This window comes from Azospira sp. I13 (assembly GCF_003112695.1).
Taxonomy (GTDB): Bacteria; Pseudomonadota; Gammaproteobacteria; order Burkholderiales; family Rhodocyclaceae; genus Azospira.
In genome coordinates, this window is the sequence record NZ_BFBP01000011.1 from 115,335 (window position 1) to 137,029 (window position 21,695).

Below are 21,695 nucleotides of genomic sequence, written 5' to 3' on the forward strand. Positions count from 1 at the left end.
GCCATGCAGGAACGGGAGGCAGAGGTTCGCGGAATCAGGGACCTTTTCGAGAACGAATTGGCGAGTTCCTCTGATTCACAAAAGCGAGAGGTAATGAATCGAGCTCGCAGTGCTCGTCAGCATTTTTCTTGGCTCTGTCGCAATTAAGCGTTGGTAGCGCTACCTACCGCCTCCTGCAGGCAATGCAGGGGCTGGATGTGGTGTTGATAGCGTTCGAGGATGCGACGCCAGGCAAGGTAGTCGGGGAGATAGCGGGTGGCAACGCCATGAAACCTGGCCATCCATTCCTTGAGCCGGTGGTGATAGGCATTGACGTTCTGGATGTGGAAAGCACCGGCCCGGACACGCCGGCCCGGGAGGTTGCGAACAACCTGATGGGTGATGCTGCAACGACGGGCAAAGGAGGCATAGACGCCGGCCCCATCACTACAGAGAACGGCCTCGGCATCCACCAGGGGTTGCAAGGCCGCGATGACGTGATCAGCATCCAGTTTGGCCAGCTGAAAGTCTGCCGTATGCCCTTCCCGGTCCCGCACCACCATCACCGGAATCTGATCGGGCCCGGTGCCTCGCGTCACCCCGATGCCGCCGCGTCGGCGTGCCGGCCTGGGGAGATGGCGTTGTCCCTTGAAGGACTGGAGGAAGAACGTCTCATCCACTTCGACGATGCCTTGTTCGTGCAAGGCCTGATGACCTATTGCGGCCTTCAGGAACCGGTGTCGCCACAGGAAGGCCGTATTCTTGGCAATGCCGCATTGCCTGGCGGCAGCCCGGATGGAGACCCCATCAATCAGGGCCTGAGCGTAATCCCACCAACGATCGGCCTTGTGCAGCCGGGCCAGGTGCGTGGCCGATAGTGCATTACTGGTACGCCGACAGACCTTGCAACGATAACGTTGCACTCCCCGCTGCCGGCCCCAGCCGATCAACTGACTGACAGGAGCCTGGCAATGAGGACAGCCCTTCACTTCGGGCAAGACCTCGGATAACCGATCCAGCCTTGCAGGTTGCCCCAATGCGGCCTGGAGACGCGATCGTTGCCGGCCATTGAGCTGGGATACCTGGCTCAGCAAATGCCCGAATTCAACCCGGTTCATGGCCAACCTCCTCGTTACCTCTCTTCCTTCACTTTAGGTAACAACTCGGTTCTGCGACAGAGCCTTTTTCTTGGATGGGGGTCGTCGGTACAGACGGACTGATTGCACTAGGCACCGAAGGATTGCTTGAAGGGAACAGCGTTGCTGGGCGTAACTGGTTTGAGGGGGCCAAGCATTCATCGATCTTCTTTGGGAATGTACATCCAGCAAGTCTATTGGCCGATCACATACGGAATGAAGATGGAGCCCCCTTTTACTTGCTGGACATTGCACTGCCTTTACGTAGTAAAGATGGAGAGGTGGTCGCTGTTCTGGGGAGTCACTTCAACTGGAAGATGATCGAGGAGGTGGTGACTCGGGTTGTCGGCACCTCCGCTGGTGCAGGACACCTTTCGGCTGCAGTGGTGTCAGGCAATGGAGATATCCTTTACGACACCCAACGGACTGAGGGCAATGTTGAAACTGTCCTTTCCAAATTAACCGAAGTTAATTGGACCGAGGGTTTGTGGCTGTCAGATACCGGGACATATTTGATGTCCTCCACCCAGGTTCCAACTCATGACTCTTTCGATGGCCTGGGTTGGCACATTGTGGTCCGTGAGCCAGTAGAGATCGTAGGAAGTGAAATTTCCTCAATGAAATGGCAGGTAATTGGGATCAGCCTGATTGTCGGACTGCTTTTTTCCTGCCTGGGGATTTTTGCAGTCCGGCCAATCGTGCGGCCCTTGAAGCGTTTGGTTGCTGATCTGGATCATTTTGGCGAGACGGAAGTCTTGCCGGCACCACGGCAGATCAGTGCGGTTACGGAGATTGCCGAGCTCAATGGTTCTTTCTTGCTGATGGCCGCCAGGGTCTCTGCTCATGGAGAAGTCTTGCGTGATACGCAAGTCGAAATTGTTCGGGCCTTGGGTCGGGCGGGAGAGTTCCGCGATAACGAAACTGGTGGTCACGTCATTCGCATGAGTATCTGCTGTAGGCGCTTGGCAGAATTGTCAGGTAAAAGTGCCCAAGAGGCCGAGATGCTTGGTTTGGCGAGTCAAATGCATGATATTGGGAAGATTGGCATCCCTGATCATATTTTGCTTAAGCCAGGGAAGTACGATGCAAACGAACGGGCCGTGATGGAGCGCCATTGTGAAATTGGTGCTCGTATTTTGACCGGAGTTGATACGCCTCTTACCGCTATGGCTAGAACCATTGCCCTAACTCATCACGAAAAGTGGGATGGTAGTGGTTACCCAAAACGACTGGTCGGTGAAGAAATCCCCTTTGAGGGGCGAGTCACGGCAATATGTGACGTCTTCGATGCTTTGCTGTCATCCAGGCCATATAAACAGGCGTGGCCGATTGACAGGGTGATCGAGTTTTTTGAGGAGCAGTCGGGCCGTCATTTCGATCCAACGCTCGTTGGAGTATTTCTTGAGCATCTGGATGAGTTTGTGGCTTTGCGTCAAAAAATCTTAGATTGAATTCCTAAGCGAACTGAATTTCTAGTGTAGAGCTGCAATGACGGTGAAACTGGAGGTGTGAGCTGCTCCCCTTTCCCGTCGCAGCCGCAAAAAGCGCTCTGCCACGTCCACCTGGCCGCAGCCGACGGAAAAACTACAGGCTTTCGATATCTGCCCGGAGCTGATCGGCCCGCGTCTGGACCTCGGCCAAGGCGGCGGGGGCCATTTTCGCCAATTGGCGATAGACCATGCCCAGCCGCGGGTTGGCACCCAGGCGCTCCCGGTGGCGGGCGAAAAAGTCCCAGTACAGCGCATTGAATGGGCAGGCCCGCTCCCCGACCCGGGCTTTCCGGTCGTAATGGCAGCCCTTGCAGTAATCGCTCATGCGGTCGATGTAGGCGGCGCTGGATACATAGGGCTTGGTCGCCAGCTTGCCGCCGTCGGCGAACTGGCTCATGCCCACCGTGTTGGGCAATTCAACCCATTCGAAGGCGTCGATATAGACGCCGAGATACCAGCGATGCACCGCCGCCGGGTCCAGCCCGGCCAACAGGGCGAAGTTGCCGATGACCATGAGGCGCTGGATGTGGTGGGCGTAGGCATGGTCCAGGGATTGGCCGATGGCGTGGGCCAGGCAACGCATTTTCGTTTGCCCGCTCCAGAACCACCCGGGCAGGGGCCGCTGGTGATTGAAGGCGTTGTGCTCGGCGTAGCCGGGCATGTGGGCCCAATACACGCCCCGCACGTATTCGCGCCAGCCGAGAATCTGGCGGATAAAACCCTCTGCGGCGGCCAGGGGCACCTGTCCCGCGGCATGGGCCGCCTCCACCCGGGCCACCACCTCCCGGGGATTGAGCATTTTGGTGTTGAGCGCGAAAGACAGCAGGGAATGGAAGAGGCGCCAGGCCCGATAGGTCAGGGCATCCTGAAAATCGCCGAAATGGGGCAGCGCCTCGCTGATGAAGTCATCCAGCTGCTGCAGGGCCTCCGCCCGGTTCAGGGGCCAGCGGAATTGCGCGGCAGCCAGCTCGCCAAAGCTGGCCACCCCCGCCTGCAAGATGGCCTGCCATAGCGCCGAATGGTCGTGGGTGCCGCGCCAGTCCGCCGGCTCCCGAGGGAGCCCGGGCCAGGGCTTGCGGTTGTCGTGGTCAAAATTCCACTGCCCGCCCAGGGGCTTGCCCGGAGCGGCCAGCAGCACCCCATGGCGACTGCGCATCTGGCGGTAGAAATGCTCCATCAGCCATTGGGAGCGCCCGGCGAAAAGCTGGGCGGCTTCATCCCGCCGGGTATAGAAATGCTCGCTCTCCACCATCCAGGCGGGAATGGGCAGCTGGCTGGCGTACTCGGCCAGCTGCCGATCCAGCCGCCACTCGTCCGGCGCCTGGTATTCAAAGGCCCGCGCCCCATGGCGGGCGATCAGCCCATCCAGATTGGCCGGCAGGGATTGCTGGTTGGCCGGATCGTCAATGCGCAGGTAATGCACCCGATGGCCGGCCGCCTCCAGTTGCCGCGCGAAGTCGCGCATGGCGGCGAAGATGGCGATGATCTTCTGGGCGTGATGCAGGACGTAATCCGTCTCCTGGCGCACCTCCATCAGCACATAAACGACCTGGGGATCAGGGGAGCGGAACCAGGAGTGTTGCGGATTGAGTTGGTCGCCCAGAACAAGGCGCAGGGTGGTCATGGTTGTTCCTGGCAATCCTGACCATGGGGCCGGCAACGCCCGGCGCCATGGGGAAGATCAATCATCGGCCCCAAGTCTCAGCCGAAAACGGGATGGGGCGGCGCCGGCCAAGCGGGGGGAAAACCGTCCGCGGCAGCCGGCAGGCTTAGGGCTGGTCGGCCCGGTTTTGCTCGACCCAGATCAGCTTGTCGGTGGCAAAGCCCAGGGCCTGGGCCTGACTGAGCAGGCGCTCCCGTACCTCCCCCGGCAGGGTCTTGTCCCGGGCGAGAATCCACAGGTAGTCCCGATCCGGGCCAGACACCAGGGACCAGCGGTAGTCCGGGTCCAGGGCGATCACGTGGTAGCCCCCATAGAAGGGGCCGAAGAAGGACACCTTGAGGGAACCCACCGTGCTGTCGCCCAGGAACAAGGCCCGGCCAATGGCCTCCTGCCACGCCTGGCGCCGGGTGTTGTAGCCCCGGTTGATCACCTTCACGCTGCCGTCCTCCTGCAACTGGTAGACGGCCTGCACATCGCTCATGCCCCGTTCGAAGGAATGGTCCAGCCGGGCAATTTCATACCACTGGCCCAGGTAACGATTCACCTCAAAGCCCGTCACCGGACGCACCCCCTCGGGCGGCGCCGTGGCACATCCCGCCAGGGTCAGGGCAGAGAAAGCGGCAAGCAGCAGGATGCGGAAAAACGACATGGGACGATTCCAAAAACGAAGGAAGACGGGCAAGTTTACCTGCATTTTTCCGCTAGCCAGCGGCAGCACTGACGGCCCAACCATCGGCCCCGAAGCCCCCGAGCCGCTTCCTGGGCGTCTGTGGCTAGCGGCAAGTCCGCCACCCGCGCCCATGGAACGTCGCAGCGAGGTCGGGACGCTCACAAGGGACTCAGCCTAGCCGGGCAATGCGGGAGGCGGCTTCATCCATACGCTGGCTGATCGCCTCGATGCAGGGAGCGAACCTGCCGGAGAAGCCATTGCAATCCCGCACCCGGGCCAGGAAGGTTTCAGCCAACGCCAAGGCCTCGCGCCAAATGGCGCCATCGACCGAAGCCGACAGCGAAAGCGGCGAAAGCGCATCAGCCACCACGCCGCTACTTCTCGGCGCAAACCCCATGGGCAACATGTCGTAGGCCGGTGCCAGCCGATACGGGCGGCCTTCACCACTGAGAAACGACAAGTTCCCCCCGTGCATGTCCGTATTGCCGATCAAGGTGCCAAAGGCCCACAGCCGCGCCGAACCGGCGACGGCGTCGGGGTGAACATGGCCATCCGCCACCAGGCGGCGCACCAGGGAGGGCCAAGGCGCCGACGCATCGCCCACGTACTCCGCCTCCAAGGCACGCAGGGAGAAGACGCCCACGCGGCCCAGCTTGCCGACGCGGTCAAAGCGCGGCACCTCCAGAAAGCGCTGGCCGCCGAAATCAAACACCTCGGTTTCCACCCCCAGCACCGCCAGGGCCAGATGCTCGGCCAAGAGGAGATCACGCCACCGCTCGCTAACCGGGTTGTCGTCCGGTGCCGAAAACTTCACCAGCACATGACCACGGGCGGAATAGGCACAGAACTTCGGCTGCTCCCCCCCGGCCGAAGAGCCGGGAACCTCCCCGGCGCCAACGGCCCGGGCCAGGGCGGGGTATTCGGCCTCCCGATCCAGGGGAGACGGTTCCGCCATGCCAATGAAACGGTCGCGGGACAAATCCCCGATCAGCAGGTTGCCAATGGCGTCATGGCCATGGGCCAGGAGCGCCCGGATCACCTCCCCATCGCCCCAATGCTCCGGGTTGCCCGGCAACCCCAGGGCGCCCGCATAAGCGGCGGCATAGGCCCGACCGAGATAGCCCTGGGGCCGCATATCCAACAACCACCACGGCAACCCATCGCTATGCAGCGTCACCCCATCGGCCTGCACCATGACAAACCCCGTCGGGCGAACCGGCACGAGCTGGCCCAACTCCCGAATCTGCCCCGCCTCGCTGACACGGAAGATCGGCGCCGCCGTAAAGCCGCGCGCAGCATCCCGCAGGGCATAACGAATAGCGGCCCCGGCGCCGATACGCACCACCTCATCCCCCAACGCCGCCAGCGCTCGGGACATGGTCGGCTGGCTAATCCCCGCCTTTTCAACAAGTTGGCGAGACGACAGCGGCCCCTGCCCAAGCAGAAGACGAAGGGAATCGGAATGGCGAGTCATGGTGATGAATGACTAAATGAATAGAGAAATGAATAACTATTCTAGCCACCCAGGAGATACCCGTCACGGCATTTTCCGCAACCGGCGCGGCGGCAGCATGAGGAGAACAAGCCCCCTGGGCCGGCTGCGGAACGCTTAACGGCGGGCCGCTTCATCACCGCTGCCGAACTGCGGGCCGCGCCGGACAAAAACTGGCCCGGGCCGCCGGCATCGTCACTCACCGGCACCACCAGCGGCATCGTCTTCGTCACCATGGAAGACGCCCATCAACGTCATCCTCCGCCCCAAACTGGTGGAAAAACAGCGCCGCGAAACCCTGGCCGGCAGCCTGCTAGGAGTCTACGGCCAACTCGAATCCCGCCACGGGGTGACCCATCTGGTGGCCAAGCGGCTGGTGGATCTGACGCCGCTACCGAGGAGCTGGTGACGCGGGGGCAGGATTTTCATTAGAGAACTGTTATTGACCAGAAATACAGGTCGAAAGCCATGTTCCAATTGCTTGACAACATGCATAATGCGTATGCAATATGGAAACATTTAATTACGCTGATATTAAACCAACCGTAGTTTTGAGGTTACCCGGTTTGTTTGTTGATAACTTAGAGATATGAATAAAATAACCACAAAAACATTGCAGCACAAACCATTCCAATCACCCATTCTACAACATATCAAATAATCATATATTTTAACAATTAAACAACATTTCATATAACCATCTAGAGGGAGCTTATGGAAGCTATAGACTCAAAAAAAACCAAGCAAATTATATCACTTTCTACAATACTAATTATGTTTGTTGGAATTATAGGAGTACTAGCTGCCGCTTACTATTCTGAGGTCCGTGCGCCTTCTCCTGGCAGCGTCGCCTACGCCTTCACAGCTGGACTGACCACGCTCAGTGTGGCTCTAGTAGGTTTTGCGATATTTAGTTTTGCTCTCGACACAAAGAATTGGCGCGACTACTTTTCCGACAGAATTAAGGAAATTGTCATTGACAGCAATTACCTAAAAATGCTTGATGCTGAAACTCTCAAAAGCCTTCAGATAAACGTCCTAAAAGCTCAATTCAACAATCCAAGGATTGATAAGGAAGATGGATTCCTCAGTTACTTCCATCAAAATCTGCACCGCTATATCTCTGAACCTTATCGTGAGGATGTGTCAACAGAAGTATTAATGCGTGATTCAGTAACAAGCCCGGACTGCTATGAGGTTACGGATAAAGTTATTTATGTGTGTCGTTCATCATCAAATAAAATCCAGCCAGCCATTAATTGGTGTGCCGATGCAGATGAATTCCATGAAATTTCGAGCATGACGATTTCTGTCCAATATCCAGGAAATCATTCTCAAAAAGGGAAGACCGAAGTCGTCAAGAAAAGTAACGATAACGCAGAACTCCAAAAGGGCTTCACCGTCTCACTTGAGAAATACGAAAGCATTGATAATCTCGTCGTAATCGTGGAGTCCACCTACCTTGTGAAGAAAGGAAAGTTTCAATATTGGCAGATGGCGCATCCAACACGAAACTTCGATATCACAATCACTTACCCCCCGGGAGCAACAATTCAGTTCAAGACATTAGTATTAGAAGATGTTGTAAGCCAAATAACCCACGAGGATGGGTATCTTAAATTCAAATATGACTCTTGGTTGTTGCCACAAAGTGGTATCGCTTGGCTAATCACACCAGCTGTTTGTGTATCAAAAAGTGTCTGTTTTGGAGGGGCTGGGGGCAATGCCCAGCCCAATGGTGCTGAGGATGCTTCACTACCAACCAGCTCGTAATCCTGAGCCTTGACATTGAATGTCTGCATTTCCTAATCGGCGAGAACTTCTTTGGGTCATTCGTTCTTTCCACCGAACTCAAGCCAGAAGAACGACTCTGGTAGACTCGCCACCTCCCGATTCAAAGAATCTGCAGCACCATGCCCTCCCCCACCCTCGCCCAACAACTCACCTTCCTCCGCGAAATCGACCGGCTGAAAAGCGTGGTCCGCCTGACGCCCCTGCTCGACCGCTCGCGGCGGGAGAACAGTGCGGAGCATTCCTGGCATCTGGCGCTTTATGCCCTGGTGCTGGCGGAACATGCGGCGGGGGAGGTGGATGTGCTGCGGGTGGTGAAGATGCTGCTGATCCACGACATCGTGGAGATCGACGCGGGGGATGTGCCCTTCCATGTGCCGGAGACTCATGCGGGGCAGGCGGAGCGGGAACGGCTGGCGGCGGAGCGCCTCTTCGGCCTGCTGCCGGAGGCCCAGGCGGCGGAGTTCCGCGAGCTGTGGTTTGAGTTCGAGGCGGCGGAGAGCGACGATGCCAGATTCGCCAAGGCCCTGGACCGCTTTCAGCCCATGCTGCACAACGCCGCCACCGACGGCGGCACCTGGGTGGAATGCGCCGTCACCCTGGAGCAGGTGAAAAGCCGCTGCCAGCCCCCCATCGCCAAGGGTTCGCCGACCCTGTGGGAAGCGGCGGAGCAAATGGCCGAAGCCCACTTCAATCCGCCCAAGGCGGATTGAATCACCCTCTGTAACTAGTGGTTCCGCATCAGGGTACTGACCGCAATATCTTCGTCGATATCCGGCCAATGAACGCCGATGCCCTTGCCGATCAGTCGCCAGTTATGGCGCTGGCTGGGGGAAGCGTCACGCAAACGCGGGAACCACTCCAAGGGCGCTGAAATCTCCCGGCCATCGGCCAGGATGAAATGCAATGCCGCCTCATCGACGGAAACGTCGACGGCATGGGCGTCCAGCTTAACCGCCAAAGTGCTCATCCCATTTCTCCAGAAAAAGTGCCCGGTGTTCAATTACCAACGCGCGGATTTTCGTCAATTCATGACTCCGAAAACCTTCCGACATCGCCAGGTTCACCGGATTCAACCAATACTTTGCTGTCTTATCGCCATGTTCCACATGGATATGGGGCGGTTCCGCTCCCTCACCACTGAAGAAGAAAAATCGGAACCCCAGGACAGTAAGGATCGTAGGCCTGGGGCAAAGTCTAGCAAGTCTGATAGGCGGGAGGCAGCCGCCCTCCCAAGGGCAGAATCCTACAGTCCCAGCCAATACAGACACAGCGACACCGTCAGCAGCGACCCCAGAGTAGTCAACAGGATCACCCGCGCCACCAGGGCGCCTTCGCGGCCGTAGAAGCTGGCCAGCATGAAGGGACCGGTGCCGGTGGGCAGGGCGCTCAGCAGCAGGGCCGAGTTGGCCCATAGGGCAGGCAGCTCGAAGACGCGGAAGGCGAGAAAGGCCGTCACCAGGGGTTGCAGCAGCAGCTTGGCCAGCACCAGGCCCAGGGTGCCGTCCCGCCGGCCTTCCTGCTTCTGGGCCAGGAACAGGCCCAGGGAGACCAGGGCGCAAGGAGTGGCCGCCGTGCCCAGCAGGGTGAGGAACTGGCTGGCGGGGCCCGGCAGGGGCGCGCCGCCCATGGCCCAGGCAGCCCCCAGCACCGGGGCCACCAGCAGGGGGTTTTTCGCCAGGGAGCGGCCCACCTTGGCGCAGGCCCGCAGGGGGTGGAGTTGCTGGTGGTTGGCCCGCTGTAGGGCGATCTCCACCAGCACAATGCCCAGGGCGAACAGGGCGCAGGCGACGATCAGGGTGGCGACGATGGCGGGCAGCAGGCCCGGCTCCCCCAGCAGCAGCACGCACAGGGGAATGCCGAGGAAGCCGGTGTTGGCGTAGGCGGCGCTGAGGCCGTCGATGCTGGCATCGGCCAGGGGGCGGCGCTGATAGAGCCGGCAGGCCACGGTGGCGGCGAACACCAGCACGCAGCCGGCGCTCACCGAGACGATGAAGCCCGGGTGCCAGATCTGTTCCCAGGTAGCGGTCGCCGTGACCTTGAAGAGCAGCGCCGGCAGGGCCAGCCAGACGACGAAGCGGTTGAGTTCGCCGGAGGCCGCCTCCCCCAGGACGCCGCTGCGGCGGCAGAGGTAGCCGGCCAGGATGAGGGCGAAGATGGGCAGGACGACGTTGAGGATGGAGGACATGGCCGCAGCGGTGCAGGAAGGGGGAAAGATGGGGCCAGCTTAGGATTTCCAACCAATACCGTCCAATGCTATATATGCCGCCAATCAATACCTGATGCGTATCAATCATGGACCTTCGCCAGCTGCGCTACTTCGTGGCCCTTGCCGACACCCTGCATTTCGGCCGGGCCGCCGCCCTGCTGCACATTTCCCAACCGCCCCTGAGCCGGCAGATCGCCGCCCTGGAGGAGGAGTTGGGGGTGCTGCTGTTCAAGCGCACCTCCCGCCAGGTGGAGCTGACGGCGGCGGGCAGCCATTTCCACGACCAGGCCCGGCGCATTCTCGCTTCGGTGGACACGGCGGTGCGCAGTACCCAGGCCACGGAGCGGGGCGAACGGGGCGCCCTGCGGGTGGCCTTCACCATGGCGGCCGCCTGGAGCGTGCTGCCGCCCCTGATCCGCCGCTATGGCGACCAGTTTCCGGCGGTGGACCTGCAACTGGCCGAGGTGCTGCCCCGGGAGCTGAACGACCTGCTCATCTCCGGCCAGGCCGATGTGGGCATCGCCTTCCCCTGGCAGCGCCCGCCGGGGCTGGAATACCGGGGCGTGTTCGCCGAGCCGCTGTGCGCCGTGCTGCCGGCCGATCATGCCCTGGCGGCCAAGGCGGACCTCACCGTGGGCGACCTGGCCGGCGAGCCTTTCATCACCTTCCCCGCCGCCACGGCGCCGGCCCTGCATGAGCTGGTGATCGGCTGCTGCCGCGCCCACGGCTTCGAGCCCCGCATCCGCCTGGAAACCCATTTGCAGCAGACCATCGTCAATCTGGTGGGGGAAGGCCTGGGGGTCTCCCTGGTGCCCCAATCCCTGGGCAAGATGCAGTTGCCCAACGCGGTCTTCCGCCCCGTGCCGGGCACGCCCCAGGTGGAACAAGGCCTGATCTGGGCCGCCGGCAACGACAACCCCTGCCTGGCAGGTTTTCTCGCCGCAGCACAGGCGTTTGTCGCCTAGGCGCCGGCTACATCAAGGCGAACGGATATCGAAAAGCGAAACACCAAGACGCCAAGGGCCACCAAGTTTCACCAAGGCGAAGCGATGATGCAGGAGCAAGGGCTGGCTTTCCTTGGTGCATCTTGGCCTTCTTGGTGTCTTGGTGGTTCGCTTTGGTTTTATGGCCAAGGTTCTCTGACAAGTTATTGAGGTAGTTCCCGATCAAAGCGGGTCGGCGGGACTTCCGCCACCACGCTGCCCTCCTCCGCCACCGGCGCGCCGGGCACGGTATTCAAGGGAATGACGCCGGCCCATACCGGCCAGGTCAGGTCTTCCGCGTCATCCTTGACGCCCCAGTTGCGCACCTTGGCCGAAGCCTCCGCCAGGGGGATGCGCAGCAGGCCGGTGGCATTCAGCTCCTTGTCGTTGATGGGCCGCAGGGTGGCCCAGCGCCCGGGGTAGAGTCCGTCGATGAAGGCTTCCAGGCTGCGCGTCTTTTCCGCCGCGTCGGTCACCAGCTCGAACTGGCCGTAGATCACCACGGCGCGGTAGTTCATGGAGTGGTGCATGGCCGAGCGGGCCAGCACCAGGCCGTCGGCCAGGGCGATGGTGACGCAGGCCTCGCCTTCCACCAGGGCCTTGAGCATCCGGGAAGCCTTGGCGCCGTGGATGTAGAGGTGGTCACCCTCGCGCCAGTGGATGGTGGGCATGGCGTGCACCGCCCCGTCGATCTGGAAGGCCACGGTGCAGATGGGGGCGGCGTCCACGATGGCGGCGATGGTGTCGCTATCGTAATGGGCCCGCTCAGGCAGGCGACGCACGCGGGTGCGGGAAGACGGGGCGGAAGGAGCAGTGGATTCGGACATGGGGCAGAACGCCATTGAAGTAAAAGGAATGGCCCCAGACTAAGGCTCCGGTGGTACCTTGCGTAGTGCCACAAAACTACGGATTCATGGAGCCACGATGGAACTGGACTGGCTGCTCGCCCCGCCCCTGCCCGACGCCGTACCCCGCCAGCGGTTGCTCTACCACCGCCTGCGGGAGGCCATTCTGGCTGGTCGCCTGGCGCCGGGTACCCGCCTGCCCGCCAGCCGTCAGCTGGCCCAATCCCTCGCCATCGCCCGCAACACGGTGCTTTTTGCCTACGAGCAGTTGCTCAGCGAAGGTTGCCTGCTGGCGGACCGCCAGGGCACCCGGGTGGCGCCCCTGGCCCTGGGGGCGATGACGCAGCGAGCCGAAACAACGCCCGCCGCGCCTCTACAACTCTCCACCCGAGCCGCCGCCGCCCTGCAACCGGGGCCGGTGCGGGAGACTGCCGCCCTGCCCTTCGCCCCCGGCACGCCGGATTACGGCGCCTTTCCCTTTCGCGCCTGGCGGGCCTGCCTGGAGCGGGCCTGGCGGGAGGCGGGCTGGCGCCAGCTGGGCTACGCCGCCCACGGCGGCGACCCGGATCTGCGCCAGGCCCTGGCCAGCCACCTCACCACGGTGCGCGGGCTGGCGGTCAGCCCGGAGCAGGTCGTCATCACCAGCGGCACCCAGGCCGCTCTGGACCTCTGCGCCCGGCTGCTGGCAGATAACGGCGATACGGTGTGGGTGGAAAACCCGGGCTACTTCGCCGCCCGCGTCGCCTACGGCCTGGCCGGGCTGGCCATTCACGACGTGGCGGTGGATGGGGAGGGACTGGCGCCCACGAAAGCCGATTGGCGCGACCAGCCGCCGCGCCTGGTGATGATCACCCCTTCCCACCAGTACCCCACCGGTCGGGTCATGTCCCTGGCCCGACGCCTGACGCTGATCGAGCGGGCCCGCCGTTGCGGCGCCTGGATCATCGAGGACGACTACGACAGCGAATTTCGCCGCGCCGGCCCGGCGCCCCCGGCGCTCTTCGGCCTGCAACCCGATGCGCCGGTGGTCTATGTGGGCACCTTCAGCAAGACCCTCTACCCGGGCCTGCGCCTCGGCTATCTGGTGCTGCCCAAGGCCATCGCCGCCGACTTCACCCTGGCCGCCGCCCAGGCCACCCGGGCCGGCCAGGGCATCGAGCAGCGGGCCCTGGCGGATTTCATGGCCCGGGGCAGTTACACCGCCCACCTGCGCAAGATGCGCAGCCGCTACGCCGCCCGGCAGGCGGCTCTGAGAGCGGCGCTACGGCAAACCTTGGGGGCGGAGATTGAAATCTCCGGCGGCGAGGCGGGCCTGCATCTGGTGCTGTGGCTGCCGCCCGAAGTGAAGGATACGGAGGTGGCCGCCCGGGCCGCCAAACTGGGCCTGGCGCCCCGCCCCTTAAGCGCCTATGCCCGGCCGCCGGTGGCCTGCAACGGCCTGGTGCTGGGCTACGGCAATCTGGAAGAAGCACGGGCGATGGAAGCGGTGCGCCGGCTGGCCCTGGCCATCCACGGCGACGGCGCGGTGTAGGAAAGTCGGTGGTGCGGGAGCGTTGAGGTGGGGCTGGGTTGTCGCCGAGGTCCAGGCAAAACGTGGCCTACCTGGCCTACCTGGCCTACCTGGCCCACCTAGTCCAGTAGGGCGGTGACTGGCTCAGGCCTTGCCACTACGCCACTGCACCGGCGTTTTACCCACATGCTGGCGAAAGAGGCGGATGAAGAAGCTGACATTGTCGTAGCCCACTTCGAAGGCCACTTCCTGCACGGTCATGCCGGTGGCGATGAGCAGCTTCTTGGCCCGGTCGACGCGCACCTTTTGCAGATAGACGATGGGCGAGACCCCGGCGGCTTCCTGGAAGCGGCGCTTCAGGGTGCGCTCCCCCAGGCCGCAGTGGTGGGCGATGGCCGCGAGGCCCAGCTTTTCGCTGTGGTGGGCTTCGATCCAGTCCTGGGCCTTGAGAATGGCTTCGTCCGTATGGTTGCGGTGGCCCGGCAGGATGGGCCGCAGCCGGCCCGGCTCCGCCAGCAGCAGGTGGGTGGCACAAAGCTGAGAAAAGGCATCGCCCCGCTGCTGGGCGACGATTTCCAGCAGGGCATCGAAACCGCCGTTCATGGAGCCGGTGGTGTAGATGCCCTCGCTCTGGCGGAAGGAATCGTGGGTGGCAAAGCGGCAGGCCGGGTAGCGTTTGTTGAGCAGGCGCACGAAGGCCCAGTGGGTGGCCAGCAGCAGCCCATCCACCAAGCCGGTGGCGGCCAGCAGGGCCGAGGCGGTGGTCATGGCCACCACCGGCACCCGGGCCTGGAGGTGGGCGGCCAGCCAGGCGGCCAGGCGTTTATCGTCGTCGTGCTGGGCCACCAGGCGTGGCCCTTCCATGGCGGGGACGATCACCAGGTCGTAGCGGTCTGCCGGCGCCATGGGGCCATCGACTTGCAGGGCAGCGCCGCCGGCCAGGGTCACGGGGCCGCCATCGGGCGAGAGCACGGCCACCTCGTAGAAGGGCGCCAGGCCCTGGTGACTTTCCAGCAGGGCGACGACTCTGAAGAAATCCCGGGCGGCAAAGAGGCTCATACCCCAACAGCCGTCATAGGCCAGAATGGCAATACGCATAAGCACCTCCCTCTTTCACTGATTTTTGTTGGCCCGATCAGACTATCATTTTTCCCCATGGGAGATGGGGCTTGGGCGGCGTAGCGGCTAACATCGACGGACATCCAGAACCCCGCCGCCTGAATGCCTTCGCTATGCCGTCGCGGCACCAACGCCGCACCATCGCGACGCGATCACAGCGCCATGGCGGCGCCACGGCGGGGCCATACGAACGAAACAGCAACGAGATAGCAACGAGACATCAACGAAGCAGCAGCGCGACGACAACGCTGCAACAACGCCTGCCGACAGCCGCCCCCGGAGTTTTCACCATGCATTCCCCCAGCCCCCACCCTGCCGACGCCCCGGCCATCAGCAGCCAGGAACATGGCATCGACCTGCCCCAGGGCCGACTCTACGCCCGCAGCTGGCAGCCCGAAGCGGTGCCCGGCCAGACGTCCCCCCAGCCCCGGGCCGCCATCCTGCTCTTTCACGATTCCCTGGGCAGCGTCGATCTGTGGCGCGATTTTCCCGCCCAGCTGGCCGCCACCACCGGGCGCCGGGTGGTGGCTTACGACCGCCTGGGCTTCGGCCGTTCCGCCGCCCGCACCGGCAGTCTGGGGGTTGATTTCATCGCCGAAGAGGCCCGCAGCATTTTCCCCGCCCTGCGCCAGGCCCTCGGGCTGGAACACTGCATTCCCTACGGCTACAGCGTTGGTGGCGGCATGGCGGCGGCCTGTGCGGCGCTGCATCCCCAAGGGTGTACGGCCCTCATCACCCAGTCGGCCCAAGCCTTTGTCGACGAGGGCGTGCGGCAGGGCATCCGCGCAGCGGAAACCGCCTTCGCCCAGCCGGGCCAGCGGGAGCGCCTGAGCAAGTACCACGGCGACAAGACGGAATGGGTGCTGCGGGCCTGGATCGACACCTGGCTGTCCTCGGACTTCGCGCCCTGGCGCATCGACACCACCGCCACGGCCATCCCCTGCCCCCTGCTGGTGATCCACGGCGAGCAGGATGAATACGGCTCCCTCGCCCATCCCCAGACCATCGCCAGCCTGGGCAGGGAGACAACGGAATTGCTGCTGCTCCCCGACTGCTACCACGTGCCCCACCGGGAACATCCCCAGCGGGTGCTGGCGGCGGTGCAGCGTTTTCTGGCGCCGCTGGCATAAGGGCGCGTTGCCGCGTTGCCATACTGGGCGACGCAAGGAATGGCGGTGGTGCAGGCTGCTCGAGCCGCTCAAGTCACTCGGGCCACTCGGGCCGCTCAAACAGCCGCTGGAAGCCCCTCGGCAAGGGGCCAGCTGACCAGCCCATCCTGCGGCGCCTTGAAGGCGGCCAGCCGCTGCATCATGGCCGGTTTGGGGCGCGCCACTTCCCCCGCTTCGTAGGCCAGTACCTGCAAGCCCTGTTGCCGGGCGAAATCCAGCAGCTCGCCGGGTTGCAGGAGAAAGTCGGGCCGGCTGGGCTTGCCGAAACGCTCGTTGCCCGCCATGAAGGTTTCGTAGATCAGCAGCCCGCCGGGCAGCAGGCATTCGGCCAGATACGGCAAGAGGGGCCGGTGCAGGTAATGGGTGACGACAATGCCGCCGAACTGCCGCCCGGCCAGGGGCCAGTCGCCCCCTTCCAGGTCGGCCTGGAGCGTCGTGAGGCCAGCCACGTCCGCCAGGCTGGCCAGGGCCTCCCCATCCCGATCCACCGCCAGCACCCGATGCCCCTGCGCCGCCAGCCAGCGCCCGTGGCGCCCCCGGCCACAGGCCAGATCCAGCACCGCGGATGCGGCCGGAAGGGTGGCGGCAAAACGGCAGACCCAGGCGGAGGGGGCAGCCACCGGGTCTGACGAACTCGGAGAAACAGGCACGACAGGGTTGGCAGGGGGCAACGGAAACTCCTTCATCAAAAGCCTGAAAAGGCGCGCCGCAGAAACGCTGCCGCCCACCGGCAAGCTACCGGCAGGCCAACTCGCCAGCGGGTGGGCATCGCCTTCGCAAAGGCTGGCAGTGTTACGCGGCACCGGCAGGAAGGCAACCGCGCCGGCGTGCATATCCATCGCCACCGTGTCTCGTCTTCGCCCGTGGGGGCTGCACGGAGAGGGGCTGGCCGGTTATAGTCGGCTCCTGCCCATTTTCACCTTGCTGCCCCACCGGCCCGAAACCCATGTTCGCCCGCCTGCTCCAGTGGTTCCTCCCCCGCCCCCCGGCTCCGGCTGTGCCGCCTTCGGCGGAGGCCCAGGCGCTGGCCCTGATCGCCGCCATTGATCGGGGCGGCATTCCCCTCAATGTGGCCCGGGTCAATCACATCGCCCGGGAACTGGGCCTGGAGGTAAGCGCCAAAGCCCCGGTGGAAGACACCATTGCCCGCATCCGCGCCGCCTGCAAGCGCATGGCCCCGCCGGGTAATTGAGGGCCTCGGCCCGGCTGCCTGAGATGGCCTGTTGAGACACCCCTCCTGGTGCTTTGCTCCTTGATAACCACGCCGCTGATCCCTCCTGGCTCCGCCTTCTGCAGCCCACCCGCAAAACCGGACGAAGGGCCGCTAACCCTGGAATTGCGTGAGAGAGTGCCTTGGATTCCGCCAATTTCGCGGCGTAAGATGAAATCAGAAGCCTGCACGGGCCAGCCCATGGCCCGTCGGATAGCAGGCCAGGGAGGCTTTTCATGACACTCCGTCGGCAATCCTTGCGTACCCGCCTGGTGCTGGGGGTACTTTTCGCCACGGTTCTCTCCATGGGCGGCGTTGCCTACGTGGTGGGCAATTACCTGCGCCAGGACATGGAGGCGGCCATCTCCGCCCAGCAGTTCTCCACCGTTTCCCTCATCGCCAGCGAAATCGACCGCTCCGTGCAGGAGCGCCTGACGGTGCTGGGCGCCGCGGCCCGCAGCCTGGCCGCAACGGGGCCGCTGGACAGTCACCAGGCCGGGGAATTCCTCCGCCAGCAAGCCCCCCTCGGCGCCCTCTTCAACTGGGGGCTGATCATCGTCGATGCGGAGGGACTGGCCATCGCCAGCGAACCCCGCGCCCTCGACCGAACCGGTACCCATTATGGCGACCTGCCGTTCATGGGGACCTTGCTTCGGCAGGGAGAAAGCGTCGTCACCGAACCCATGCGGGGCAAGCGCACCGGGGTGCCGGTACTGAACATCGCCGTGCCCATCAAGGACAAGGAGGGCCGAGTGCGGGGGGCGGTGATGGGCATCACCAACCTGGACCAGCCCAACTTCCTCGACGAGATCAGCACCGCCAAATACGGCAAGACTGGGGACTTTCTTCTCACTGCGCCCAAGGCCCGCATGGGCATCGCCTCTTCGGACAAGCGGCGGGTCATGAAGGCGGGGCCGCCGCCGGGGGTGAACCCGGTATACGACCATTACCTGGCCGGCAACGAAGGCTCCGGTGTGGCGGTCAGCTCCCGGGGGGTGGAGGAACTGTCGTCTTCCAAGCGCATTCCCAGCACCGGCTGGCTGATGCAATCGGTGCTCCCCACCGAGGAAGCCTTCGCGCCGGTGCGGGCCATGCAGCATCGCCTGCTGTTGACGACCCTGGCCCTCACCCTGTTGATGGCCGCCGTTGCCTGGTGGTGGCTGCGGCGCCAGCTGCACCCCCTGGAGGAAGCCGCGGGCCTGCTCGACCGCATGCGGGACGGCGTGCTGCCACGGCAGGCGCTGCCGGTACGCCGCCAGGATGAGATCGGCCAGATGGCCAACGCCTTCAACGGCCTGCTGGAAGTGATCGTCGCCCAGGAAGCGGAAGCGGCGGAAAACGCGGCCAACCGGCGCCTGCGCAAGATTCTCTCCCATGTGCCCGGCATGGTCTTCCAGTACCGTTTCCACCCCGATGGCAATGGCAGCTTTCCCTTTGCCAGCCAGGCCGTGCGCGACATCTACGGGGTCAGCCCGGAAGCGCTGGAAGCCGACGCCGGGAAGATTCGCGCCATGCAGCACCCCGATGACGCCGACCACTTCTTCACCGCCCTGCGCCAATCCGCCGCCAGCCTGTCGCCCTGGCAGGTGGACTACCGCATCCGCACCGCCGATGGCCGGGAGAAGTGGCTCCACGTCGATGCGGTGCCGGAGGTGGATGGCGATGGCGGCAACGAGGGCCACGTCACCTGGTACGGCTTCGTCACCGATGTGACCGCCACCAAGGCCATGGAATCGGAGCTGCGCATTGCCGCCGCCACCTTCGAAAGTCAGGAGGGCATTTTCATCACCGACGCCCGGGGCGTGATCCTGCGGGTGAACCGGGCCTTCACCAAGATCACCGGCTACAGCGATCAGGAGGCCATCGGCCAGACCCCGGCCTTCCTCAAATCAGGACGCCATGACCGGGAGTTCTACGCCGCCCTCTGGCAAGCCCTCCTCGAAGACGGCTTCTGGTGGGGGGAAATCTGGAACCGGCGCAAGGGCGGCGACATCTACGCCGAGTGGGTGACCATTTCCGCCGTGCGCGATACCGATGGCCGCATCACCCATTTCGTCGCCGCCTTCACCGACATCACCGAGCACAAGAAGGCGGAGGAGCGCATCCACAGCCTGGCCTTCTTCGACCCCCTGACCAACCTGCCCAACCGGCGGCTACTGCTTGACCGCATCCGCCAGTCCCTGGCCAGCAGCCAGCGCAGCCGCCAGTACGGGGCCGTGATCTTCATGGACCTGGATCACTTCAAGGTACTCAACGACACCCGGGGCCACGACGTGGGGGACGAACTGCTGCTCCTCGCCGCCCAGCGCCTGAGCGCCTGCGTGCGGGAAGGCGACACGGTGGCCCGTCTGGGGGGCGACGAATTCATCGTCCTGCTCCAGGACCTGGGCCAGGAAACCCGGGAAGCCGCCGCCCTGGCGGAAATGGTGGCGGAAAAGCTGCGCGCCGCCCTCAACGAGCCCTACGACCTGGGGGGCTACCAGCACCGCCTTTCTTCCAGCATCGGCGTCACTCTCTTCCTGGACAAGGAACCCGGGGTGGATGTGCTGCTCAAGCAGGCAGACCTGGCCCTCTACGAAGCCAAGGCCGCCGGCCGCAACACCGTGCGCTTCTTCGACCCGGCCATGCAGCAGGAGCTGTTCGACCGCGCCGCGGTGGAAAGCGGCCTGCGCCAGGCCCTGAGCCAGGGCGGCCTGCAGCTTTACTACCAGCCCCAGGTGGATAGCAGCGGCCGGGTCATCGGCATGGAGGCCCTGCTGCGCTGGTTCGATGCCACGGGGAAATCCATCCCGCCGGGAGACTTCATTCCCCTGGCGGAAGAAACCGGCCTCATCCTGCCCCTCGGCGACTGGGTGCTGGAATCGGCCTGCGCCCAGCTCCAGGCCTGGTCCGACGACCCGCTGCTGGGCCCGCTGCCCCTGGCCATCAACGTCAGCCCCCGGCAATTCGGCCTGCCCACCTTCGTGGACCAGGTGAAGGACTACCTCGCCCGCTATGCCATCGCCCCCCGGCGCCTCAAGCTGGAGCTGACGGAAAGCGTGGTGCTCGGCAACGTCGAAGAAGTCATCGTGCGCATGGAAGCCCTGCAGGCCATCGGCGTCTCCTTCGCCCTGGACGACTTCGGCACCGGCTACTCCTCCCTCTCCTACCTCAAGCGCCTGCCCATCGACCAGGTAAAAATCGACCGGGGCTTCGTACGGGACGTGGTGGAAAACCCGGACGACGGCGCCATCGTCGCCGCCATCGTCGCCCTGGGGGAAACCCTGCAACTGGCTGTCATCGCCGAAGGGGTGGAAACCCAGGCCCAATGCGCCTTCCTGGAAAACTGCGACTGTCGGGTGTACCAGGGCTTCCTCTTCGCCCGCCCCATGCCGGCAGAAGACTTCGCCGGCTTCGTGCGGCAGCATAACGGCGCCTGATCGAGCGCCTCAGCGCCTCCACAATATTTCCCCTGGCAAAGCAGGTTGCCGCCCTTGCTCCACTTGGCATTCCCCTGCTTTCCAGAGGGCTGGCTTGACCAAGACGGCAAGCACAATGGCATTATTCGGCATATCCCTTACTCCGGTGATACGCAGAAAATGGCCAGAAAGAAATCCACCGTCTTTGAAGACCTCATCGAAATAGCCGCGGCACTCCCCTGGCAAGCCGGTATCGGCCTGGCCTTCGTTTCCTATGTAGGCTTTCATTACCTGGCGGGGCTGCCCCCACCTTCATTCGTCGCAACTGACCTGAGGGGCTTCGGTCAGGCCGTGAGTTCTGGCCTGGGCAAGCAGATGCTCATCGTCATCGGTTCGTTCTTGCAGTACGTCTTCCCAGCCGCCTTTTTGCTCGGCGCGGGCTTCTCGTTTTTCAAACGACAACGTCAGGAAAAGCTCCATGCCTGGGTCGCCGAAAGCCCCAGCCAAAGCCGGCTTGAAGCCATGTCATGGCGGGAATTCGAGGGTCTGGCTGCTGCCATGTTTCGCGACAAGGGATTTAAGGTGATCGAGCGGGGAGGCACAGGGCCGGACGGCGGCGTGGATCTCGAACTGCGTGCCGGCCAGGACAAGTACCTGGTGCAATGCAAACAGTGGAAGACCCGCAAGGTGGGGGTTGCCACGGTCAGAGAGCTTTATGGCGTCATGGCGGCGGAAGGCGCCGTCGGTGGATTTGTCGTGGCATCCGGCGCGTTCACCGAGGAGGCACTTCGCTTTGCTGAAGGACGCTCGATTGAGCTGGTCGCCACCGAGAAAGTCCTTAGCATGATCAGCGGTACGGCCCCTGCCAATTCCCTCGCCGCCGATACCCCTTGCTGCCCGGCATGCGGGCAATCCATGGTGATGCGTACCAGTAAGCGAGGTCAGAACAGTGGCTCCCGTTTCTGGGGCTGTCCTCGCTACCCCCAGTGCAAGGGAACTCGGGCCGCTTAGAAAGTCACCATCCCCTGCCC

General features: G+C 63.3%; 20 protein-coding genes. 10 read left to right on the forward strand and 10 right to left on the reverse strand.

Going from position 1 to position 21,695, the window contains the following annotated elements:
* Positions 1-143: 143 nt before the first annotated feature.
* Entirely contained in the window at positions 144-1,097 is a 954-nt protein-coding gene (locus tag AZSI13_RS10550; RefSeq protein ID WP_109041130.1) for an IS1595 family transposase, read from the reverse strand.
* A 74-nt stretch (positions 1,098-1,171) separates the two neighbouring features.
* On the opposite strand from AZSI13_RS10550, the gene AZSI13_RS10555 reads away from it, so the two are divergent.
* A complete protein-coding gene (locus tag AZSI13_RS10555; protein ID WP_109041131.1) occupies positions 1,172-2,566 on the forward strand; it encodes an HD domain-containing phosphohydrolase in 1,395 nt (464 codons plus the stop codon).
* A gap of 133 nt (positions 2,567-2,699) precedes the next feature.
* Here AZSI13_RS10555 and AZSI13_RS10560 read toward each other — a convergent pair whose 3' ends face one another.
* From AZSI13_RS10560 to yjjJ, 3 genes are all read right to left on the reverse strand, one after another.
* Positions 2,700-4,229, reverse strand: a complete 1,530-nt coding sequence (locus AZSI13_RS10560; protein WP_109041132.1) for a cryptochrome/photolyase family protein — start codon at positions 4,227-4,229, stop codon at positions 2,700-2,702.
* 145 nt (positions 4,230-4,374) lie between these two features.
* Complete coding sequence (locus AZSI13_RS10565) at positions 4,375-4,917, reverse strand: lipocalin family protein (protein ID WP_109041133.1); 543 nt, start codon at positions 4,915-4,917, stop codon at positions 4,375-4,377.
* Positions 4,918-5,107: 190 nt separating this feature from the next.
* Complete coding sequence (gene yjjJ, locus AZSI13_RS10570; protein ID WP_109041134.1) at positions 5,108-6,412, reverse strand: type II toxin-antitoxin system HipA family toxin YjjJ; 1,305 nt, start codon at positions 6,410-6,412, stop codon at positions 5,108-5,110.
* Positions 6,413-6,704: 292 nt separating this feature from the next.
* Here yjjJ and AZSI13_RS18205 point away from each other — a divergent pair, with 292 nt between their 5' ends.
* The 3 genes from AZSI13_RS18205 to AZSI13_RS10580 all read left to right on the forward strand — a co-directional run bounded on the left by AZSI13_RS18205 (position 6,705) and on the right by AZSI13_RS10580 (position 8,934).
* A complete protein-coding gene (locus tag AZSI13_RS18205) occupies positions 6,705-6,839 on the forward strand; it encodes a hypothetical protein (RefSeq protein ID WP_268807527.1) in 135 nt (44 codons plus the stop codon).
* A 305-nt stretch (positions 6,840-7,144) separates the two neighbouring features.
* Entirely contained in the window at positions 7,145-8,203 is a 1,059-nt protein-coding gene (locus AZSI13_RS10575; RefSeq protein ID WP_201262352.1) for a hypothetical protein, read from the forward strand.
* A gap of 140 nt (positions 8,204-8,343) precedes the next feature.
* Positions 8,344-8,934 carry an HD family hydrolase gene (locus tag AZSI13_RS10580; RefSeq protein WP_109041135.1) on the forward strand — a complete coding sequence of 197 codons (591 nt, stop codon included), beginning with the start codon at positions 8,344-8,346 and terminating at the stop codon, positions 8,932-8,934.
* Positions 8,935-8,948: 14 nt separating this feature from the next.
* Here AZSI13_RS10580 and AZSI13_RS10585 read toward each other — a convergent pair whose 3' ends face one another.
* From AZSI13_RS10585 to AZSI13_RS10595, 3 genes are read right to left on the reverse strand one after another with little or no spacing between them, the layout of a single operon-like run.
* Positions 8,949-9,191: a DUF2442 domain-containing protein gene (locus AZSI13_RS10585; RefSeq protein ID WP_109041136.1), complete on the reverse strand. Its 243-nt coding sequence runs from the start codon at positions 9,189-9,191 to the stop codon at positions 8,949-8,951.
* A complete protein-coding gene (locus AZSI13_RS18395) occupies positions 9,172-9,492 on the reverse strand; it encodes a DUF4160 domain-containing protein (protein WP_235609732.1) in 321 nt (106 codons plus the stop codon). The genes AZSI13_RS10585 and AZSI13_RS18395 overlap by 20 nt, the downstream gene beginning before the upstream one ends.
* Positions 9,468-10,409 carry an AEC family transporter gene (locus AZSI13_RS10595; protein WP_109041137.1) on the reverse strand — a complete coding sequence of 314 codons (942 nt, stop codon included), beginning with the start codon at positions 10,407-10,409 and terminating at the stop codon, positions 9,468-9,470. The genes AZSI13_RS18395 and AZSI13_RS10595 overlap by 25 nt, the downstream gene beginning before the upstream one ends.
* 107 nt (positions 10,410-10,516) lie before the next feature.
* Here AZSI13_RS10595 and AZSI13_RS10600 point away from each other — a divergent pair, with 107 nt between their 5' ends.
* Positions 10,517-11,395: a LysR substrate-binding domain-containing protein gene (locus AZSI13_RS10600; protein ID WP_201262353.1), complete on the forward strand. Its 879-nt coding sequence runs from the start codon at positions 10,517-10,519 to the stop codon at positions 11,393-11,395.
* Positions 11,396-11,577: 182 nt separating this feature from the next.
* Here AZSI13_RS10600 and AZSI13_RS10605 read toward each other — a convergent pair whose 3' ends face one another.
* Positions 11,578-12,240 carry a pyridoxamine 5'-phosphate oxidase family protein gene (locus tag AZSI13_RS10605; protein ID WP_109041139.1) on the reverse strand — a complete coding sequence of 221 codons (663 nt, stop codon included), beginning with the start codon at positions 12,238-12,240 and terminating at the stop codon, positions 11,578-11,580.
* A 97-nt stretch (positions 12,241-12,337) separates the two neighbouring features.
* On the opposite strand from AZSI13_RS10605, the gene AZSI13_RS10610 reads away from it, so the two are divergent.
* Positions 12,338-13,789 (forward strand): PLP-dependent aminotransferase family protein, encoded by a 1,452-nt coding sequence (locus AZSI13_RS10610; RefSeq protein ID WP_109041140.1) that lies wholly within the window; start codon positions 12,338-12,340, stop codon positions 13,787-13,789.
* 123 nt (positions 13,790-13,912) lie between these two features.
* On the opposite strand, the gene AZSI13_RS10615 is transcribed toward AZSI13_RS10610, so the two are convergent.
* The gene (locus tag AZSI13_RS10615; RefSeq protein WP_201262354.1) at positions 13,913-14,866 is read right to left on the reverse strand and encodes a GlxA family transcriptional regulator; all 954 of its coding nucleotides are present in this window, start codon (positions 14,864-14,866) and stop codon (positions 13,913-13,915) included.
* A 311-nt stretch (positions 14,867-15,177) separates the two neighbouring features.
* Between AZSI13_RS10615 and AZSI13_RS10620 the strand changes: the two genes are divergently transcribed.
* Positions 15,178-16,017, forward strand: a complete 840-nt coding sequence (locus tag AZSI13_RS10620) for an alpha/beta fold hydrolase (protein WP_109041141.1) — start codon at positions 15,178-15,180, stop codon at positions 16,015-16,017.
* Positions 16,018-16,112: 95 nt separating this feature from the next.
* On the opposite strand, the gene AZSI13_RS10625 is transcribed toward AZSI13_RS10620, so the two are convergent.
* Positions 16,113-16,676, reverse strand: coding sequence for a bifunctional 2-polyprenyl-6-hydroxyphenol methylase/3-demethylubiquinol 3-O-methyltransferase UbiG (locus AZSI13_RS10625; RefSeq protein ID WP_235609733.1), 564 nt, complete (start codon positions 16,674-16,676; stop codon positions 16,113-16,115).
* Positions 16,677-17,002: 326 nt separating this feature from the next.
* On the opposite strand from AZSI13_RS10625, the gene AZSI13_RS10630 reads away from it, so the two are divergent.
* The 3 genes from AZSI13_RS10630 to AZSI13_RS10640 all read left to right on the forward strand — a co-directional run bounded on the left by AZSI13_RS10630 (position 17,003) and on the right by AZSI13_RS10640 (position 21,675).
* Positions 17,003-17,248, forward strand: a complete 246-nt coding sequence (locus AZSI13_RS10630) for a hypothetical protein (protein ID WP_201262355.1) — start codon at positions 17,003-17,005, stop codon at positions 17,246-17,248.
* A 254-nt stretch (positions 17,249-17,502) separates the two neighbouring features.
* A complete protein-coding gene (locus AZSI13_RS10635; RefSeq protein ID WP_109041142.1) occupies positions 17,503-20,685 on the forward strand; it encodes an EAL domain-containing protein in 3,183 nt (1,060 codons plus the stop codon).
* Between the two features lie 54 nt (positions 20,686-20,739).
* Positions 20,740-21,675: a restriction endonuclease gene (locus tag AZSI13_RS10640; RefSeq protein WP_235609734.1), complete on the forward strand. Its 936-nt coding sequence runs from the start codon at positions 20,740-20,742 to the stop codon at positions 21,673-21,675.
* Positions 21,676-21,695 lie beyond the last annotated feature (20 nt).

Bases quoted from the DNA above. Each gene is read 5' to 3' on its own strand.
- AZSI13_RS10550 (WP_109041130.1), bottom strand. From the start codon at position 1,097: ATGAACCGGGTTGAATTCGGGCATTTGCTGAGCCAGGTATCCCAGCTC.
- AZSI13_RS10555 (WP_109041131.1), top strand. From the start codon at position 1,172: ATGGGGGTCGTCGGTACAGACGGACTGATTGCACTAGGCACCGAAGGA.
- AZSI13_RS10560 (WP_109041132.1), bottom strand. From the start codon at position 4,229: ATGACCACCCTGCGCCTTGTTCTGGGCGACCAACTCAATCCGCAACAC.
- AZSI13_RS10565 (WP_109041133.1), bottom strand. From the start codon at position 4,917: ATGTCGTTTTTCCGCATCCTGCTGCTTGCCGCTTTCTCTGCCCTGACC.
- yjjJ (WP_109041134.1), bottom strand. From the start codon at position 6,412: ATGACTCGCCATTCCGATTCCCTTCGTCTTCTGCTTGGGCAGGGGCCG.
- AZSI13_RS10575 (WP_201262352.1), top strand. From the start codon at position 7,145: ATGGAAGCTATAGACTCAAAAAAAACCAAGCAAATTATATCACTTTCT.
- AZSI13_RS10580 (WP_109041135.1), top strand. From the start codon at position 8,344: ATGCCCTCCCCCACCCTCGCCCAACAACTCACCTTCCTCCGCGAAATC.
- AZSI13_RS10585 (WP_109041136.1), bottom strand. From the start codon at position 9,191: ATGAGCACTTTGGCGGTTAAGCTGGACGCCCATGCCGTCGACGTTTCC.
- AZSI13_RS10595 (WP_109041137.1), bottom strand. From the start codon at position 10,409: ATGTCCTCCATCCTCAACGTCGTCCTGCCCATCTTCGCCCTCATCCTG.
- AZSI13_RS10600 (WP_201262353.1), top strand. From the start codon at position 10,517: ATGGACCTTCGCCAGCTGCGCTACTTCGTGGCCCTTGCCGACACCCTG.
- AZSI13_RS10605 (WP_109041139.1), bottom strand. From the start codon at position 12,240: ATGTCCGAATCCACTGCTCCTTCCGCCCCGTCTTCCCGCACCCGCGTG.
- AZSI13_RS10610 (WP_109041140.1), top strand. From the start codon at position 12,338: ATGGAACTGGACTGGCTGCTCGCCCCGCCCCTGCCCGACGCCGTACCC.
- AZSI13_RS10615 (WP_201262354.1), bottom strand. From the start codon at position 14,866: ATGCGTATTGCCATTCTGGCCTATGACGGCTGTTGGGGTATGAGCCTC.
- AZSI13_RS10620 (WP_109041141.1), top strand. From the start codon at position 15,178: ATGCATTCCCCCAGCCCCCACCCTGCCGACGCCCCGGCCATCAGCAGC.
- AZSI13_RS10630 (WP_201262355.1), top strand. From the start codon at position 17,003: ATGTTCGCCCGCCTGCTCCAGTGGTTCCTCCCCCGCCCCCCGGCTCCG.
- AZSI13_RS10635 (WP_109041142.1), top strand. From the start codon at position 17,503: ATGACACTCCGTCGGCAATCCTTGCGTACCCGCCTGGTGCTGGGGGTA.